This is a genomic window from Chroococcidiopsis sp. TS-821 (assembly GCF_002939305.1).
Lineage (GTDB): Bacteria > Cyanobacteriota > Cyanobacteriia > Cyanobacteriales > Chroococcidiopsidaceae > Chroogloeocystis.
The window spans coordinates 1-15,680 of record NZ_MVDI01000017.1 but is presented as its reverse complement, the minus strand read 5'-3'; the positions used below and the strand labels follow the sequence as shown (position 1 = coordinate 15,680).

At 44.8% G+C, this 15,680-nt stretch carries 13 protein-coding genes; 9 read left to right on the top strand and 4 right to left on the bottom strand.

The window, feature by feature from the left end; translation table 11 throughout:
- The first annotated feature begins 1 nt into the window (after window position 1).
- A complete protein-coding gene (locus B1A85_RS22980) occupies window positions 2–2,158 on the top strand; it encodes a tetratricopeptide repeat protein (protein ID WP_104549044.1) in 2,157 nt (718 codons plus the stop codon).
- A 360-nt stretch (window positions 2,159–2,518) separates the two neighbouring features.
- Here the strand turns inward: B1A85_RS22980 and B1A85_RS22975 are convergent, their stop codons facing one another.
- Window positions 2,519–4,171: a TolC family protein gene (locus B1A85_RS22975; protein WP_104549073.1), complete on the bottom strand. Its 1,653-nt coding sequence runs from the start codon at window positions 4,169–4,171 to the stop codon at window positions 2,519–2,521.
- Between the two features lie 584 nt (window positions 4,172–4,755).
- On the opposite strand from B1A85_RS22975, the gene B1A85_RS22970 reads away from it, so the two are divergent.
- Window positions 4,756–6,057, top strand: a complete 1,302-nt coding sequence (locus B1A85_RS22970) for a pentapeptide repeat-containing protein (protein WP_104549043.1) — start codon at window positions 4,756–4,758, stop codon at window positions 6,055–6,057.
- Window positions 6,058–6,247: 190 nt separating this feature from the next.
- Window positions 6,248–7,270, top strand: a complete 1,023-nt coding sequence (locus B1A85_RS22965) for a glycosyltransferase family 2 protein (protein ID WP_246841515.1) — start codon at window positions 6,248–6,250, stop codon at window positions 7,268–7,270.
- Between the two features lie 140 nt (window positions 7,271–7,410).
- Here the strand turns inward: B1A85_RS22965 and B1A85_RS22960 are convergent, their stop codons facing one another.
- Window positions 7,411–8,253: a fatty acid desaturase gene (locus B1A85_RS22960; RefSeq protein ID WP_104549042.1), complete on the bottom strand. Its 843-nt coding sequence runs from the start codon at window positions 8,251–8,253 to the stop codon at window positions 7,411–7,413.
- A 194-nt stretch (window positions 8,254–8,447) separates the two neighbouring features.
- Between B1A85_RS22960 and B1A85_RS22955 the strand changes: the two genes are divergently transcribed.
- Window positions 8,448–9,632, top strand: coding sequence for a TetR family transcriptional regulator (locus tag B1A85_RS22955; protein ID WP_104549041.1), 1,185 nt, complete (start codon window positions 8,448–8,450; stop codon window positions 9,630–9,632).
- A 10-nt stretch (window positions 9,633–9,642) separates the two neighbouring features.
- Here the strand turns inward: B1A85_RS22955 and B1A85_RS22950 are convergent, their stop codons facing one another.
- On the bottom strand, window positions 9,643–10,632 hold the full coding sequence (locus B1A85_RS22950) for a Gfo/Idh/MocA family protein (RefSeq protein WP_104549040.1): 990 nt from the start codon (window positions 10,630–10,632) through the stop codon (window positions 9,643–9,645).
- A 258-nt stretch (window positions 10,633–10,890) separates the two neighbouring features.
- On the opposite strand from B1A85_RS22950, the gene B1A85_RS22945 reads away from it, so the two are divergent.
- Window positions 10,891–11,190 carry a ferredoxin gene (locus B1A85_RS22945; protein WP_104549039.1) on the top strand — a complete coding sequence of 100 codons (300 nt, stop codon included), beginning with the start codon at window positions 10,891–10,893 and terminating at the stop codon, window positions 11,188–11,190.
- A 79-nt stretch (window positions 11,191–11,269) separates the two neighbouring features.
- Here B1A85_RS22945 and B1A85_RS22940 read toward each other — a convergent pair whose 3' ends face one another.
- The gene (locus B1A85_RS22940) at window positions 11,270–13,036 is read right to left on the bottom strand and encodes a SpoIID/LytB domain-containing protein (protein ID WP_104549038.1); all 1,767 of its coding nucleotides are present in this window, start codon (window positions 13,034–13,036) and stop codon (window positions 11,270–11,272) included.
- A 173-nt stretch (window positions 13,037–13,209) separates the two neighbouring features.
- Here B1A85_RS22940 and B1A85_RS22935 point away from each other — a divergent pair, with 173 nt between their 5' ends.
- The 4 genes from B1A85_RS22935 to B1A85_RS22920 all read left to right on the top strand — a co-directional run bounded on the left by B1A85_RS22935 (window position 13,210) and on the right by B1A85_RS22920 (window position 15,471).
- Window positions 13,210–13,473: a ParB N-terminal domain-containing protein gene (locus B1A85_RS22935; protein ID WP_015186772.1), complete on the top strand. Its 264-nt coding sequence runs from the start codon at window positions 13,210–13,212 to the stop codon at window positions 13,471–13,473.
- 22 nt (window positions 13,474–13,495) lie between these two features.
- Window positions 13,496–13,987 (top strand): Dps family protein, encoded by a 492-nt coding sequence (locus B1A85_RS22930; RefSeq protein ID WP_104549037.1) that lies wholly within the window; start codon window positions 13,496–13,498, stop codon window positions 13,985–13,987.
- Window positions 13,988–14,173: 186 nt separating this feature from the next.
- On the top strand, window positions 14,174–14,842 hold the full coding sequence (locus tag B1A85_RS22925) for a helix-turn-helix domain-containing protein (RefSeq protein ID WP_104549036.1): 669 nt from the start codon (window positions 14,174–14,176) through the stop codon (window positions 14,840–14,842).
- Window positions 14,843–14,928: 86 nt separating this feature from the next.
- A complete protein-coding gene (locus B1A85_RS22920; protein ID WP_104549035.1) occupies window positions 14,929–15,471 on the top strand; it encodes a Dps family protein in 543 nt (180 codons plus the stop codon).
- Window positions 15,472–15,680 lie beyond the last annotated feature (209 nt).

Here is a 15,680-nt window from a genome sequence, read left to right as displayed (position 1 = left end):
TATGCGGTTGCAACGTCAATCGAACAAACAATCGATTATCATAGACCCCAAGTTAGTTGTAGGACATGGGGGCGAAGCGCGAGTTTTTGTGTTGCCACAAGATGACCAGCTTGTCGCAAAACTATATCACAAGCCAACGAAAGCACACGTGCAAAAACTGCTGGCAATGCTTGCCAACCCCCCAGAAAATCCAACGGCAGCAAAAGGGCATATTTCGATTGCTTGGCCCACTGATTTATTAATTAAAGACGGCAGTGTTGTAGGCTTTTTAATGCCTCGCGTCAATAACATGCACTCGATTGTCGAGTTTTATAATCCGAAAACCCGACGCCAAACGTGCCCGTTTTTTAACTATCTTTACCTACATCGTACCGCACGGAATCTTGTGACTGCGATGGGTGCGTTGCATTCGCGTGGCTATTGTATAGGAGATATTAACGAATCAAATATTTTAGTTAGCGATACTGCCTTGATCGCACTCGTAGACACAGATTCGTTTCAAGTTCCAGATCCGAAAAACGGTTATGTGTATCGTTGTGGAGTCGGTAAGGCAGAATTTACCCCGCCTGAGTTGCAAGGAAAAAACTTCGCCCACTTCGATCGCAAGCCAGAACACGACCTTTTTGGATTGGCGGTATTATTGTTTCAACTACTCATGGAAGGAACGCACCCATTCTCAGGAATTTATCAAGGAATTGGCGATCCTCCTTCGTATTCAGCACGAATTAGTGCAGGACATTTTGTTTACAGTAAAAGTAAGCGCGTTCCTTATATACCAACACCCATCGCGCCACCTTTTGAATTGCTTCATCCGACCTTACAGCAACTTTTCTTGCGTTGTTTTGAGGAGGGATATCATAATCCTAAACTACGACCGAATGCTCAAGCATGGCAAGCCGCGTTAATTGAAGCCGAACAAGCGCTAACGACTTGTGCTAAGAATAACCAGCACCGTTACAGCAACCATCTCAGTTCGTGTCCTTGGTGCGATCGCGCTGTCAAACTGGGCGGACGCGATCCTTTTCCCTCGGTACAAGCGGTGCGTGCAGGTCAACATCTCCAACCACTCAAGCGCAAACCTACCGTCTTGCCAAAAAGGGATTATCAGCAGCAAGTGCTGTCAGCTTTTAATGCAGCTGCTGCTACCCCAACAGCGAAGCTCGTTGCAACGAGTAAGGCAAATAGTAAGAAGAGAGTTAAGCCTTTGATGTGGGGTTTGATTGGCACAGGGGCGTTAGTCTTTTTGGAAATTATGGTAATTGCTTATGACTTAAGAATTTCCCCGCAAACCTTTGCTAATCTGTTTCCCGATCGCAGCGAAGCACAGCCTGCGACCCCACAACCGACACTGAATGGTAATCAAATTTCCATCGCTTACTACGATCAAGGCAAGTTTCACTACAAACTAGGTAACTATAAAGGAGCAATTGAAAATTTTAATCGCGCTCTACTTTATAATCCCAATGATGTCAATGCCTACGTCAACCGCGGTAATGCACGTTACGAAATAGCTCAACACAGCAGTAATCCCATGCAGGAATACCAAGCGGCGATCGCTGATTTCGATCAGGCGCTGCAAATTAATCCAGCCTCTGAGCAAGCGTATCTCAGTCGTGGTATTGTCCGTCATGACACGGCGAAATATAGTAAAGACGTGGATAGCAGTTATTTAGCCGCGATCGCTGACTTTGACCAAACTGTACAGCTAAATCCAGTGAATGCTGTAGCCTATATAAAAAGAGGTATTTCTTATCACAAACTGGCACAAAACAGCAAAGATATTCTCCATCCAGGTTATCAAGAAGCACTCAAAAACTTTAATCAAGCTTTACAAATCGACCCGCAAGCTGCTGAAGCTTATATGAGAAGGGGGATTGTCCGCTATGAAATCGCCCAAAGTAGCAATAACACCTACATTCAAGACCATTCCAATGCCCTGACAGATCTCAAGCAAGCTGCAAAACTCTTCTTAGAACAAAGTGATATTGAGCGCTACCAAGAAACTTTAAGCAATATTTGCGTGGTATTAGAAAATAAATGTCAATCGTTTTTACAAAATCCAGAAAAATTTATCACTTCTAATAAAGTTGATTCGGTGACTCCTAAGCCATCAGGAAATGAGAGAGGTCAGGGGTCAGGGGTTGGAGGTCAGAGATAACACTTGCTTTTTCATTATGGCTAGAACACTATATCGTCTTTGCTTAAATAGCCTTTCTTTGTAGTTAGTGACTAGTAGCTATTCATACCATTCACTAAATGAGAACTACAGTTAATTTCTCCTGAAGTACCTCTCTTGACCCACGCCAGTTGCTCTCACGCGCGGAAACCTCCACGCCGCACTAGCTCCTCTGCGCCTGCAGCTGCCTATTTGTAGTCACTTGAAAGTGAAACAATGCCACTAGTCACCATGTTTAAGATCGCTAATCAACTGGATTTAATAATATTAATTTAGGGTGTAAGTTTCTCTTAGAAGAATTTGCTGAACTTAACACATTCGTAACTCCCCTGCTGGTCTCTACTAACGCGGTTGACCTGAACTAATTGCCCTTTGCAGCCTTGCCAAAGCGCGGTTATAGTCTAAAATTGCAGTGACTCGGTTACCTTCGGCAGTAGTTAAAGCATTTTCTGCATTAATGACTTCGGTTTGCGTTCCTACTCCAGCTTGGAAACGTAACCGTGCTAATCTTAGTGCTTCCCTAGCTTGCTCCAAGGCAACCGAAGCCGTTTGGATGTTGGCTAAGTTGGCTTGTAAAGTATTGTAGGCTTCTTCGACCTCAAAGCGAACTTGGTTGCGAGTATCCGCGAAATTTGTCTCGGCGATCGCAATATTAGCTTCCTCTTGACGAGCACGGGCACGGGCGGCTCCTCCATCGTATAAATTAAGTGATACATTAGCGCCTATGGAATAACCATCAGCAAGACCCGAACCGTCATCAAAAACGTCAAGAACGTTGTAGTTTGTTGAGAGACTGACTCGCGGTCCAAGTTGTGATAGCGCGATTCGTCGCTGTGCTTCACTAATATTGCGTTGTGCTAATTGCTGTTGCAGTTCGGCACGGTTGCGAAACGCAAGTACGATACTATCTTCTAGCGGTAAGTTCCACAAACCTGCAATTTGTACTGGCTCGGCTGCCGTAAGACTTACCGACTGTGCTAAACTCAACCGCGCGGCTAATTGGCGGCGACTGTTTTGCTGTTGACTCAAGGCGTTCGTTAGTTCTTGTGTCGCGTTGGCAAGCTGGACTTCAGATTGTAGGACGTCAAATCGCGTTCCGACTCCAGCCTGTTCTAAAGCTTGGGCGTCACGTAGACTTGCCTGTGCGTTTGTGACCGCTGATTGGTTGATGCGAACTAATTCATCAGCTGCTTGCAAATTGTAGTAGTCGTTGGCAACATCCAATCGTAGTTGTTCTGCGGTTTGCTCTAGCTGCAATTCATTCAAGCGGATTTGCTCTTCTGCTGCACGAATTCGAGAGCTTCTTTCTCCAGATGTGTAAATATCGTAGCTGAGTTGCGCTGTACCGCTGAAGGTTGTATTAGCACTGACTTCTTGCTGAGGAAAAGCTTGGGGTTGCGCAGCTCGCGAGCGACTTAGCCCTGCATTAAGACTGACGTTAGGCAGTAAAGCCGCCTGGGCTTCGCGTAAAGTAGCGCGACTCCGCTCTAAGTTGAGCCTTGCAACTTGAAGTTGACGATTATTTCGCTGGGCAAGTTCTAATGCTTGTTGCAGCGTGATCGGTTGAGTTCCTTGAATTCGAACTTCTTCTGGGCGAGTAGGAAACTGGAGTGGATTCGGACTCGGATTGAGGTAATTGGGCGTCTGTGCTGGAGGACGTACTTCAGGCGCAGTTGGTGGCGCAGTTCCTGGCGTCGCCGGAGCAGGAGCTGTAGGGACAACAATATTACGATCGCCTGTCGAGGGAACATTGTTCTGTGCAATAATTCCCGCTGTTGTCAATCCTTTTTGAACGCTCAACGTAGCGGCTTTGCCTAGAGGCTTGCTCGTTGGAGTTGAACTCAGCAACGAGCTATCGTAACTGCTATTGTGCTGTTGCAAAAATGTGTTCTTATCTACCAATGTGCTTTGGATAGTATCAGCTTCCGCTGGCTGAGCTATTGTCATCACCACGGTAAGGCTCAACCATAAGCTGTTACATAATTGTTGTTTCACCACGATTCCTCACACGAAAATCAACTTAATTGCAGCAGGAATGACTTGTTCTCTACACTCTTTCTTAGACCATTAATACTTTAAGCTACACTGCTTGCTATATATTGCGGGATGCTACTTAGGCTTTAGCTTTTACTCGCGACTGACTGTAGGTTATGCGCAATCTGCGATCGCAATGAATTCATTGCTAAATAACACCAATTATAGTTAGAAAAAGTAATAAATAAAACACGCGCTTATAAATTTTATCAGTATATGTATCGTTATTCCATCTCAGAAAACTACGAACAATCATACCTGACACAAGTCGCTTGACACCCAATAATAAACTACTAATATCTACTCCACATCTTTACCCAGTTTGTTCTAGAAAGACGATCGCTCTGTAAGCTAAGAAAAGTAAGATGGAACACATTCAAAGCCCCTTACTAAATCAACATTGCTCATTATGAAGGATCTATCGGCAGAAGAACATACTACGACTAACATGGCTTTTCCCCAAAAGTAGCAATCGCCGAGAGTGCCCGCAGCAGTTACGATAAAACAGCTATTATGCTTCAGCTTAGTCTTAGTGACGTAAAATCATGTCGCCTGAACCAGAATCTTCCCAGCCAAATTTATCGCCTCCTCCAGCCGTTGTGCCACCGTCCGACGAATTGTCCGATCGCGCTCAAGATATCGAACTTGCGCCCCAAGGTTCGCTCTCACAACAGGCTTTAGCAGCACTTGCCTCAATGCAAGGATCGCAGCCAGAAAATCGCATTCCTGATATCAAAGCAGTTGGCATGACACTCGTTGCGATCGCCATTATGACGATCGGGCTAGTATTGAGTAACGCGTTAGTTGCTTGGTTTGGAGTCGTGCTAGCGCTCGTTTTATCAATCGCCGTACTCTTACCTTGGTTACAAGCTGTAATCCGCGAATTGTTATCTAGGCAAGAGCGATCGCTCTTTGTTGCTCTAGCAGGAATTGTTGCAGCTTTATTCGGCATCGCTGAACTGACTGGTATCAATCGCCGTTTGCTATTGTGGGGTAGCCAAATCAACTGGGAAGCGTTTGGCACGCTTGCGGAATGGATTGGGGCGTTAGGACAAATTTTAATTGCGGTACTGGCAGTTTTTGTGGCGTGGCGACAATACGTTATTTCTAAAGATTTAACGATTCAACAAAACTTGCTCACCGTGCAGCAAAACCTGATTACACAGCAGCAAACAATCGATAGCTACTTTCAGGGAATTTCGGAACTGGTGTTGGATGACGAAGGCTTGTTAGAAGATTGGCCGCAAGAACGAGCCTTAGCTGAAGGTCGAACCGCAGCGATTTTGAGTAGTGTCGATCGCGATGGTAAAGCAAAGATTTTGCGATTTCTCTCTAGTTCTAAATTACTAACACCGCTCAAGCGCGACTCGCGTTTGGGCAGAGCCATTCTCAATGGTGACGGTGGTTATGCCGAAGACCGTGTTTTTGGCGTGCGCGTTATCGACTTGGGAGTGATGCTTGCTGGTGCCGATTTATCGAGTACTGATTTACGGTGGACAGACTTAAGCGATGCCAATCTCATTCGCGTTAATTTGAGTGGTTGTGACTTAGTCCGCGCCAACTTCGCCCGCACAATTTTGGCAGACGCCAAGTTCAATGGCGCAGATTTCAAGGGAACTCGCCTGTTCTACGGTACGGCTGAAACTGCTAGCCCGCGCAGCCGTACAGAACCGCCCAATTACAAAACAGGAGAATATACTGGCGCTGTGATTGAAGGTGCCGATTTTACAAACGTGCAGCGAATGTCCGAATCAACACGCTACTATTGCTGTGCTTGGGGTGGTGAAAAAACACGAGCAACAATTCCTGGTGGTTGTAGTGGTATTCCGAATAAGCTGGGACGATAAAAGAAGGAACCTGGGTATTATTTTCTAGTCCACGCAGGTGAACTTTGTGTTTAAAGCCGCGACTTCAGTTGCTAGGCTATAAAAAATGCGCAAGAAAACCTCCATCATAAAGAAAACTATACTAGAAAACTGCGGTGGTTTTTTGTGCGAGACTTTACAATATTCATTCAACGTTCATAAATTTGGAAAGTTGCCTAAGTATTCAATCGTCGTTCCCATTTTCAACGAAGAAAAAACGATTCCGGCGCTGTATCAACGCCTTTACAAAGTGATGCAGCGGCTTGATGGGGATGCTGAACTGATCTTAGTCAATGATGGCAGCCGCGATCGCTCGCTGCAACTTTTGCGCGAACTCCACGATCGAGACTCGCGCGTTTGCTACCTTAGTCTCGCGCGGAACTTTGGTCATCAAATTGCGGTGACAGCCGGTTTAAATTTTGTCCGGGGACAAGCCGCGATCGTACTCGATGGCGATTTACAAGATCCGCCTGAATTGATTCCTGACATGATCGAGAAGTGGCGACAAGGATATCAAGTTGTTTACGCCCAACGCACGCAGCGCCATCAAGAAGGTTGGTTTAAGCGGTTTACAGCTTATTTTTTTTATCGTCTATTGCAACGCTTAGCTGATGTAGATATTCCTACAGATACAGGGGATTTTTGTTTGATGGATCGCTGTGTTGTAGATGTCCTCAATGCTATGCCGGAACGCAATCGCTATATTCGCGGACTGCGATCGTGGGTAGGTTTTCATCAAACCGCAATTCGCTTTGAACGCGATCCGCGTTTTGCGGGAGAAGTGAAATATACATTTACAAAATCTTTAGCGTTAGCTGTCAATGGCTTAGTCTCTTTTTCTAAAGTACCGCTACGATTATCGACGTATGTCGGTTTATTGGCGGCGATCGTCGCAATTTTGATGGCGCTTTTGGTACTCTACTGGCGACTTTTTGTGCCAAGCTCGCGTCTAGAAGGCTTTGCCATTATTCTTGTGGCGATCTTTTTTATCGGTGCTGTTCAACTTGTCAGTATTGGTATTTTAGGCGAGTACGTCGGACGCATTTATGAAGAAGTCAAAGGAAGACCTCTTTACACTGTGGCAGAAGTCGGCGGCTTGAACAACGAAAGTGTAACTTCTTGCGATCGCATGCACTCTCAATTGCGCACTCCTAAAATTTCAAACTTGGCATCAGACGAAATGAAGAATACCTAAAGAGCGATGGTAACTTGTAACAATTGAGCGCCCGTAACACGAACAGTTGAAGATATAGCTACTTTCCTTTGATGTTCTCTACGATAGAAGGAGTAACCCCAACTCAAATTTTCTGCCATCGAGCTAGGGTATTTGAGGTGTCAAACTTTAGTTGTAGGCATGACAATTTTTTTAGCTAAACCCGCAGTTTGCAAGAGTTTGATCGCCCACCAAGTCATATCAATTTCCCACCAGCGCCGTCCTGCTTTTGCCACATTAGGGTAAGCGTGATGGTTATTATGCCAACCTTCGCCGTACGTTAAAATTGCTGCCCACCAAAGGTTACGCGAGTTGTCATCGACTTGATAGTTTTGATAACCGCGCCAATGCGTTGCTGAGTTAATTAACCAAGTCGTGTGCCACAAGATGACTGAACGAACGAAAATTCCATAGATGACAAACGACCATCCACCGCAAAGATATAATAGGACGCCAAGCGGAATTTGTAAGAGGAGAAAATTGCGGTCTAACCAATTGTAGTAGGGATCGCGGGCAAGATCGGGAGCGAATCGTTTGTATTTGCTATATTCAAAAAACTCTGGGCGGGGATAGAAAATCCACAGCATATGACTCCACCAAAAGCCACGCCCTGAAGAGTAAGGATCTTTGTCGTTATCTTCTGTATGCGCGTGGTGCAGTCGATGCGTCGCTACCCAAAAAATTGGTCCTCCTTGGATGGCTAACGCACCGCAAGTTGCGATCGCGTATTCTACCCACTTAGGTGACACCTGCAAGCTGCGGTGACTTAAAAGCCTGTGGTAGCCTAAACAGATACCAATACTGCCAAACAACCAGTGGAGGAATAGCGTCACTCCTAATGCAGACCACGAAAAATGCCAAAATCCGGCGATCGCTACCGCATGAAATGTACTAAAAAATGCCACGTTGAGCCAACTTAGAGTAAGCCGCTGCTTACCCTCAGCGTTGACAGCTGATGTCGTCATGAATGTTTTCCTTAAATTTCTATTAGTAATCCAGTGCAGACAACACTAGCGATCTTTTGTAACGAGCGATCGCTCATTACTCTAGTAAATGCAAGTGCTACTTACATTACCTTAACAACTTTGCGCTAGAAATGCAAGTGTTACTTGCACAGTTATAACTAACGCAGTACTCCCGCTGATTGAAACTAGCCTGTATGCCTACTCAAATTTCAACTCGACAAAAATTGATTAATGCAGCAATTGAGTTATTTGCGACTCAGGGAGTTACCGAAACGACAACAAAAGCCGTTGCTGAGTTAGCTCAAGTTAATGAAGTGACGCTATTTCGCCATTTTGGTAATAAGCACGGTTTACTGCTTGCAGTCATTTCCGAGTCAGCAGTGTTTCAAGAGTTAGGGGAAATCTTGCGCCAGCAAGCCCAGCAAACGCACACTACGGCGCAAGCAATTAAATGGTATGCAAGCAATCGCTTAACGGCGATCGCGCAATTTCCCGAATTAGTGCTATCTATTTTAGGAGAAGCACAGCAATATCCCGTAGAAAATCGCCGCATCATTGGCAAATACATCAATCAAATCAGTCGCGACGTTGCCGAATATCTTGCAACTGTGATGCAGCGCGAACAGTTACGCAGTCAGTTACCCGTCGAAAAACTTGCAAGCTTACTGAACTATATTTTATTAGGTTACGCAATTATTGAATTGGCGACTGAAACAAATGAATTAAATGATCGAGAAGAGTTTTTGAATGACTTAGTCAAACTATTTTTAGGAGAAAATATAGTTTCTACAACTTCAACAGAAAATGTAATAGATCTACCTGCAAATTTAGTGCATGCAATTCTGCAACAAGCTAAAAAATCAGGGTTACGCGATTATGCACTTGTTTATGTTTTATTTGCCACAGGTTTATCACCCCTAGACATTACTCGTTTAGAGCGCAGCCACCAAATCAGCGATCCTCATCAACACTTGTTACAAATTACGCAAGGTGCAGTCAGACAAGTTCCTGTTAATCAATGGATTATGGGCAAGCGCTACGGTTCTTATACTCGCAATCCCTTAACACAATGGCTCAAAAGCCGTAAAGACAATTCTTCTGCCTTGTTTGTAAATGACAGCGGAATGCCAATAACTGAGCAAGAAATAAAAGCGCGTTGGCAAGAGTTAACTAAAGAACTAATTACGCCAGAAGGAAAAGTTCCGGTAATTGAGCAAGCACAACAAACGTGGTGCGTTGAAATGTTGGTTAAAGGAATCAGTATTGAAGATTTGAGTATTTTGACAGGGTGGAGTTCAACGAAGCTACAACCTTATGCACGTAGAGCGAAAGAAAAACTAGCTTTAGAGCAAGCCTTGCGTCTCGATCAAAAAGCTTAACTATTGCTATTTATTCATAAATGATAGTCTCGCCTGTTTCTGCCGACCGCCTTGCTGCATCCGCAATTTTTAACGCGTATAAACTCGCAGTAGGAGTCACGTACATCTTTGCACCTGTTAACAAGTGATTTAACACCATCTCTGTATCTTTAGCAAATAAACCACGACGCGAACCAACTTCAATTGGTGTTGCTTGCTCGCTTCGGACTAATTTGCCCGCATCGCCATCAAAAATTAATCCGCCCTGCGCACCATGAATTTCAAACTTGCGTTCGTCTTGCCATAAGGTTTCACCTTTACCGTAGGTAACATCGGCAATGATACCACTCACAAATTTGAGTTGAGCCGTACACAAACAAGCTTGATAAAACTCACCTTCACCCCAATAACGATTTTGACAACTGACTGAAGCCACTTCACCAAATAAGTCAGTCAGGCGATGCAAGCGCGAAAGTGCTGCGATCAAGGGAAAACCAAATAATTCTTTGTGATACGTCCACTTTTGCGGCGCAGGACGTTGAGGAGTTACTGTAGCGTAGCGAGCGTAAAAAACTTCGCCAATTGTCGGTAAGTTCTGTTTTAGGGCTTGGTGTAAGCCACCGAGTAATTCGATATGCTCGACGTGCAACATTTTATCGCGATCGCGCGCCAGTGCAACAATCTTTTCAGCTTCAGCGACATCGAGTGCTAGTGGATACTCGACAACGACGTGTTTGTTATTTTGTAGTGCGGCTGTTGCGATCGCGCCGTGTTCTTTATTAACGTTTGAGATCGCAACCAAATCTATATCAGCTTGTACTAAGTCCACCCAAGAAGTTAGCGCCTCAGCTTGATAGGTTTGGGCAAACTCCTGAGTTTTTTCTGGTGTGTGACCAACAATGGCAACAACTTGCGATCGCTCATCTTTTTGAAAGGTTTCTGCCCTCAACTTCGCCGCATACCCAGTACCAACAATCCCTACTCGTACCACACGCTCTTCAGAATAACCAAATCCAGGCATCTTAGTTCTTCCTCTTCACTTTTCTCTAACCACTAGCCACTCACCCCTTTCATAAGAATAACTAATTAGGATTAAATAACTAAATTTCATTCCTAATCGCCTGCAAAATCGGGGGTAATAGGGGGTTACAAGCTATGGTTTTTCTCGTAGTATCAGAGATGAAGTGAACATAAATATCCTGGACTTTGCCAATAAGCAAAGCCCAAAGTTTGCTTTAGTTTATCTTATACTGCCGTTGCAAATAGAGAGGACTGTTGAATGGCAACTTACAAGGTCACTTTAATCAATGAGTCTGAAGGACTGAATCAAACGATTGAAGTTGACGATGATACATATATTCTAGATGCTGCTGAGGAAGCAGGGTTAGATCTACCTTATTCCTGCCGTGCAGGTGCTTGCTCAACCTGTGCAGGTAAACTCATATCAGGTTCCGTCGATCAATCTGACCAGTCTTTCTTAGATGACGATCAAATCGAAGCAGGCTATGTATTAACCTGTGTAGCTTACCCCACTTCTGATTGCACCATCGAAACGCATAAAGAGGAAGATCTCTACTAATCGATGTGATGCCAATCAGTCGGTCGATGTAGCAGCTTTATAGAGCAGGAACGGGATTAAATCACCAAAAGTTCCTGCTTTATTTTGCTGTGGTAGCTGTTGAAAAGGATTCCTCCGAGTAGAAGGTAATGCGATCGCTTAGAGGTTCGATTTGCGTCCCAGGATAGTAGAAATTTAAAATTTGGGCACTTGACCAACCTAATTTGGCTAAACGCTGCGAACCGGTTTGACTTAAACCAACGCCGTGTCCAAAGCCACCACCTACAAAAGCGTAACCCCACAGCGAGTTTGTACCTTTATTAAGTGGTTGTAGATAAAATAGCGTACTGCGCGGTGCAGAAAAGGCACTGCGTACTTCATCTTTTTCTAAAATAACCGTACCCAGATCGGTTTGTACCGCTAGTTTCAGAATACGTCCGCTAGGCGATCGCTCAGTGACTTGCATCTGATAAATCTGTTTCAGGTTTGCCCAGGGACTATTATTTGCCTTGAAAAAGCGCTGCAAATCTTGTGTAATCTGAGCTAAACTGCTTTCTTTGCGCCAACGAAACATACTCCAGCCAGCTTCATTAAATCCTTGCTGCAAACCAATAAAGCGCTGAAAATTCTTTTCTTCGGCTAAGCTTTGTCCTGATAAGTTCCAAACGCTATCCGCCGCATCGATTACAGGTTGCAAGTAGGGACGATCTGTTCCTTGCCAAACATCACTAAACGCCGCCGTAACGCCACCTGTTGTGGAAGAATACAGGGCATCCACAAGTTGATTGTCATACGTTAGTACTTTGCCTTTTGTCGCGGCGATCGCGCGATCGGCTAGCGGAACTGTACCACTTAAACCTCTGTAAACTTGGCACTGGGTATCTGCACACAGCTCATAGTCATCAATTGCAAACCGACGTAAGTTGCGCAATGCATACGTCCGTGCAATAATTGCCTGCGCTTCGACCGCCGAGTAAGGCACATTTGCTCCGATTTCGTGCGGGACAACACCCCGCAAGTAAGTCTCTAGCGGAACTTCATTGACTAATGTATACGTACCATATGCATTCGGTTGTAGCCGCATTCTACCTGCATATAGCCGCAAATCGCGCTGATTGTTACCCTCGCTGATTTGAATTAAGTTTTTGTTCGTTGTGATGTCAATTTCTTGATAGGCGTAGCGCTGACCATCTACGACTAAATTGACTTGCGGTACTTGTTGTAACACTTGAGTATCGAGATAAGCATTTTTGTTGCCCTTTACTTGTAAACTCAAGAGTAAGAAACGTCGTAGCAGCGGTGAATTGTAAATATCGCGCTTTGCCCAAACTTGCCACCTGTCAGGTTGCGCAATTTCGACTTCGATACCCATTTGCCGCCATTGTTTCGCAGTATGTTCTGCCGTTTCAAAACTCCGGTGCGTACTTAGCACAACTCGCTCAGATAGTGTTGCTTTAGGCAACGGTTGCATGACGGTTTCTAGCTTGATATTGGTTGCTTGTAGCTTTTTTTCCTTGTCTTGTGTTTTAGCTTGAATTGTCAGGCGATCGCCCGCAGTTGCTTGTAAACTCAAAACATCAGTCGGTTTAGCACCAAATCTTTGTACAATTCCAATTTTGAGTTCTGGCTCAGATGCTGGCGCGGCGATCGCCGCTGTTGCTGTACCGCACAAAACAACCGTCGTCACACACACCGAAGTCAAGTGCGATCGTACTTTACCTTGATTTCGCTTCCACAACGCGAGAAAAGCTAATAGGTGCGAATTGTAGGAAACACAACCGAATGCAAGTTGACGATTTGATAAACTGACACAGCAGGCATCCTCAACTTTCGCGTGCTTTGCATTGTTCTGTGTGTGCGTCTCCATCACTGCTTCCTCGCCTGGTCATTTTAGTAGCGTAATTTTTCTCAGAATAGCTTTATTTCCGAGGACTGTGGAGGTTTATTTTAGTTCCTTTTTGAGTAATTTTAAAAAAACTTGCAACTTAAACTCATAACGACTATGATTTATATATAGGCAATGAGGAGGTAGCAAGACTCATGGTTAAAGTACAAGAAATTCCGCTCAATCAAATCAAACGTCCATTACCACGCGAAAACGATCCGAACAAAGTAGCTGCTTTAATGGAATCGATTCGAGAAATTGGACAGCAAGAACCAATTGATGTTCTCGAAGTTGACGGGCAGTACTACGGTTTTTCAGGATGTCACCGCTACGAAGCGTGTCAGCGGTTGGGGAAAGAGACGGTTCTAGCCAGAGTCCGCAAAGCCCCTCGTGCTGTACTGAAAATGCACTTAGCCTAAGAAATTTATTCAGGAGAATTGTATGCAAACTCAAAGTAAAGTTATGCCAGTAAACATTGGCATCAACGAAGAAGACCGCAAAGAAATTGCGCAAGGACTTTCACGTTTACTTGCAGATAGCTACTCACTCTACCTCAAAACACACAACTTTCATTGGAATGTCACAGGTCCAATGTTCCAAACATTACACGTGCTATTTGAGGAAGAATATACTGAGTTAGCAACTGCGGTAGATGAAATTGCCGAAAGAATTAGAGCCTTAGGCTATCCAGCACCTGGAACCTACAGTGAATTTGCTGAACTAAGCTCGATTGAAGAGACAAAAGGCGTTCCTAAAGCTGAAGACATGATTCGGCTATTAGTAGAAGGTCAAGAAGCAGTTGTCCGCACTGCACGTTCGATTTTCCCTGTTGTTGAGCGCGTCAACGACGAACCAACAGCGGATCTTTTAACGCAGCGGATGCAAGTCCATGAAAAAAATGCTTGGATGCTCCGCAGTTTGCTGGAGCAGTAAGATGGCTCAGAGGTTGGGGGTCAGGGAGCTTAACAAGGTCTGAGCATAAATGTAGTCAAGGTGATTTTGCCCCCTACATCCCCCATCTGTGGGAGACTGCAAGTACGAAGAAGTCGTAACTAACGATTGAGATTGTTTTCTGATTCCTGATTCCTGATATAGCTTTATTGTTGCGACAATTAAGCTATGAATGCACAGGAAAAATCCTCAAATAGGAATCTAGAAGATCGGCTTACCTCTGCACTACAAGCACAAATGCAGCAGGTAGGATTATCGAGTTTCAAAGCGTTGGCTGATGCAGCAGGAGTGTCGCTGCAACAAATTCGCAAGTTACGTCGCGGCGAAGTCGGGCAGATGCGGGTAGATACTTTGCTCAAGCTCTCGCAAGTGCTACAAGTACCATTAGATGAGTTAGTAGCTACTTTTGGAAAAAATTCTCAGACAACGCTACAGCCAGTAGATACATTAGCGAAAGAGTACCAAAGGTTGCAGCAGTCATTCGCACAGCAGCGCGAAAGCTTGTGGCAGGAGTTTCAACAATCGAGTTTACAACAGCTTGAGTCATGGCTGGTACAATGGCCAACAGCAGCGCAAAAAGCACAGGAAAATCCGCAATTACCTGCTGTGCGGTTGTTACCTTTGATGCGACCCTTGGAACAGTTATTGCAGCGATGGGGAGTTGAAGCGATCGCACCTGTTGGAGCCGAATTAGCTTACGATCCGCAATTGCATCAACTCTTAGAAGGGACTGCACAACCAGGCGATCGCGTCAAAGTGCGCTATACCGGCTACCGTCATAGGGACAAGTTACTGAACCGCGCTCAGGTGAGTCCTGTTGCTCCGTCGAGTTCTTGAAATAATCTCCCCTATGGCTGATGTTCTTCACAGCTAAGATTTGTTCCACTATGTATGGATGAACGAGAAGAGTAAAACAAGGAATTATGCGTAAGATCAATATTGGTTTATCGGACGAGCAACGCGCAGGCGTAGTTAAATTACTAAACCGCGACCTAGCTGATGCGTATTTAGTCCTCATCAAAACTAAAAAGTTTCATTGGGATGTTGTAGGACCACAATTTCGTTCGCTTCATGAAATTTGGGAAGAGCAATACACCGCTTTAACTGAAAACATTGATTCGATTGCTGAGCGAGTACGTGCATTAGGTGGTTTCCCTGTTGGTACTGCTAAAGGTTTTCTAGAAAACTCCACGATTCAAGAGCAAGAAGACAATATTCCACTTGCAACAGAAATGGTTGCGCAGCTAGTAGACGATCACGAGCAAATTATCCGCAATCTGCGCGAGCACGTCGATCAGTGTTCTGAAGAATTCCATGACGAAGGTACAGCTGACTTCCTGACTGGCTTGATGGAACAGCATGAAGAAATGGCGTGGATGTTACGCTCCTTCATCGAAGGTGAAGCATTGAAAGCAGATGGTTCTAAGCCTGAACCAGAAATGAAAGTTCCTGCGCAAGTTAAGTAACTGCTACAGCCGAGAAGCTCAGGTTAGCTTAATTCATCAATAAAGAAGCGCTCCCTCAAACTGATAAGAGGGGGCGCTTATTATACCAATTCCTTAAAGACCGGCTACAGATAATGCCTCAAGGATGGAGGCTCTACCGACAATTGAACGAATCACTGCTTGGGTCATTTGTTGCAATCGCTCTCGTACCAACAAACGCAACTCATCCA

What these genes read in the sequence shown, in the direction of transcription:
- B1A85_RS22970 (WP_104549043.1), top strand. Translation starts at nt 4,756, where the DNA reads ATGTCGCCTGAACCAGAATCTTCCCAGCCAAATTTATCGCCTCCTCCA.
- B1A85_RS22920 (WP_104549035.1), top strand. Translation starts at nt 14,929, where the DNA reads ATGCGTAAGATCAATATTGGTTTATCGGACGAGCAACGCGCAGGCGTA.
- B1A85_RS22940 (WP_104549038.1), bottom strand. Translation starts at nt 13,036, where the DNA reads ATGGAGACGCACACACAGAACAATGCAAAGCACGCGAAAGTTGAGGAT.
- B1A85_RS22950 (WP_104549040.1), bottom strand. Translation starts at nt 10,632, where the DNA reads ATGCCTGGATTTGGTTATTCTGAAGAGCGTGTGGTACGAGTAGGGATT.
- B1A85_RS22935 (WP_015186772.1), top strand. Translation starts at nt 13,210, where the DNA reads ATGGTTAAAGTACAAGAAATTCCGCTCAATCAAATCAAACGTCCATTA.
- B1A85_RS22955 (WP_104549041.1), top strand. Translation starts at nt 8,448, where the DNA reads ATGCCTACTCAAATTTCAACTCGACAAAAATTGATTAATGCAGCAATT.
- B1A85_RS22930 (WP_104549037.1), top strand. Translation starts at nt 13,496, where the DNA reads ATGCAAACTCAAAGTAAAGTTATGCCAGTAAACATTGGCATCAACGAA.
- B1A85_RS22925 (WP_104549036.1), top strand. Translation starts at nt 14,174, where the DNA reads ATGAATGCACAGGAAAAATCCTCAAATAGGAATCTAGAAGATCGGCTT.
- B1A85_RS22960 (WP_104549042.1), bottom strand. Translation starts at nt 8,253, where the DNA reads ATGACGACATCAGCTGTCAACGCTGAGGGTAAGCAGCGGCTTACTCTA.
- B1A85_RS22945 (WP_104549039.1), top strand. Translation starts at nt 10,891, where the DNA reads ATGGCAACTTACAAGGTCACTTTAATCAATGAGTCTGAAGGACTGAAT.
- B1A85_RS22980 (WP_104549044.1), top strand. Translation starts at nt 2, where the DNA reads ATGCGGTTGCAACGTCAATCGAACAAACAATCGATTATCATAGACCCC.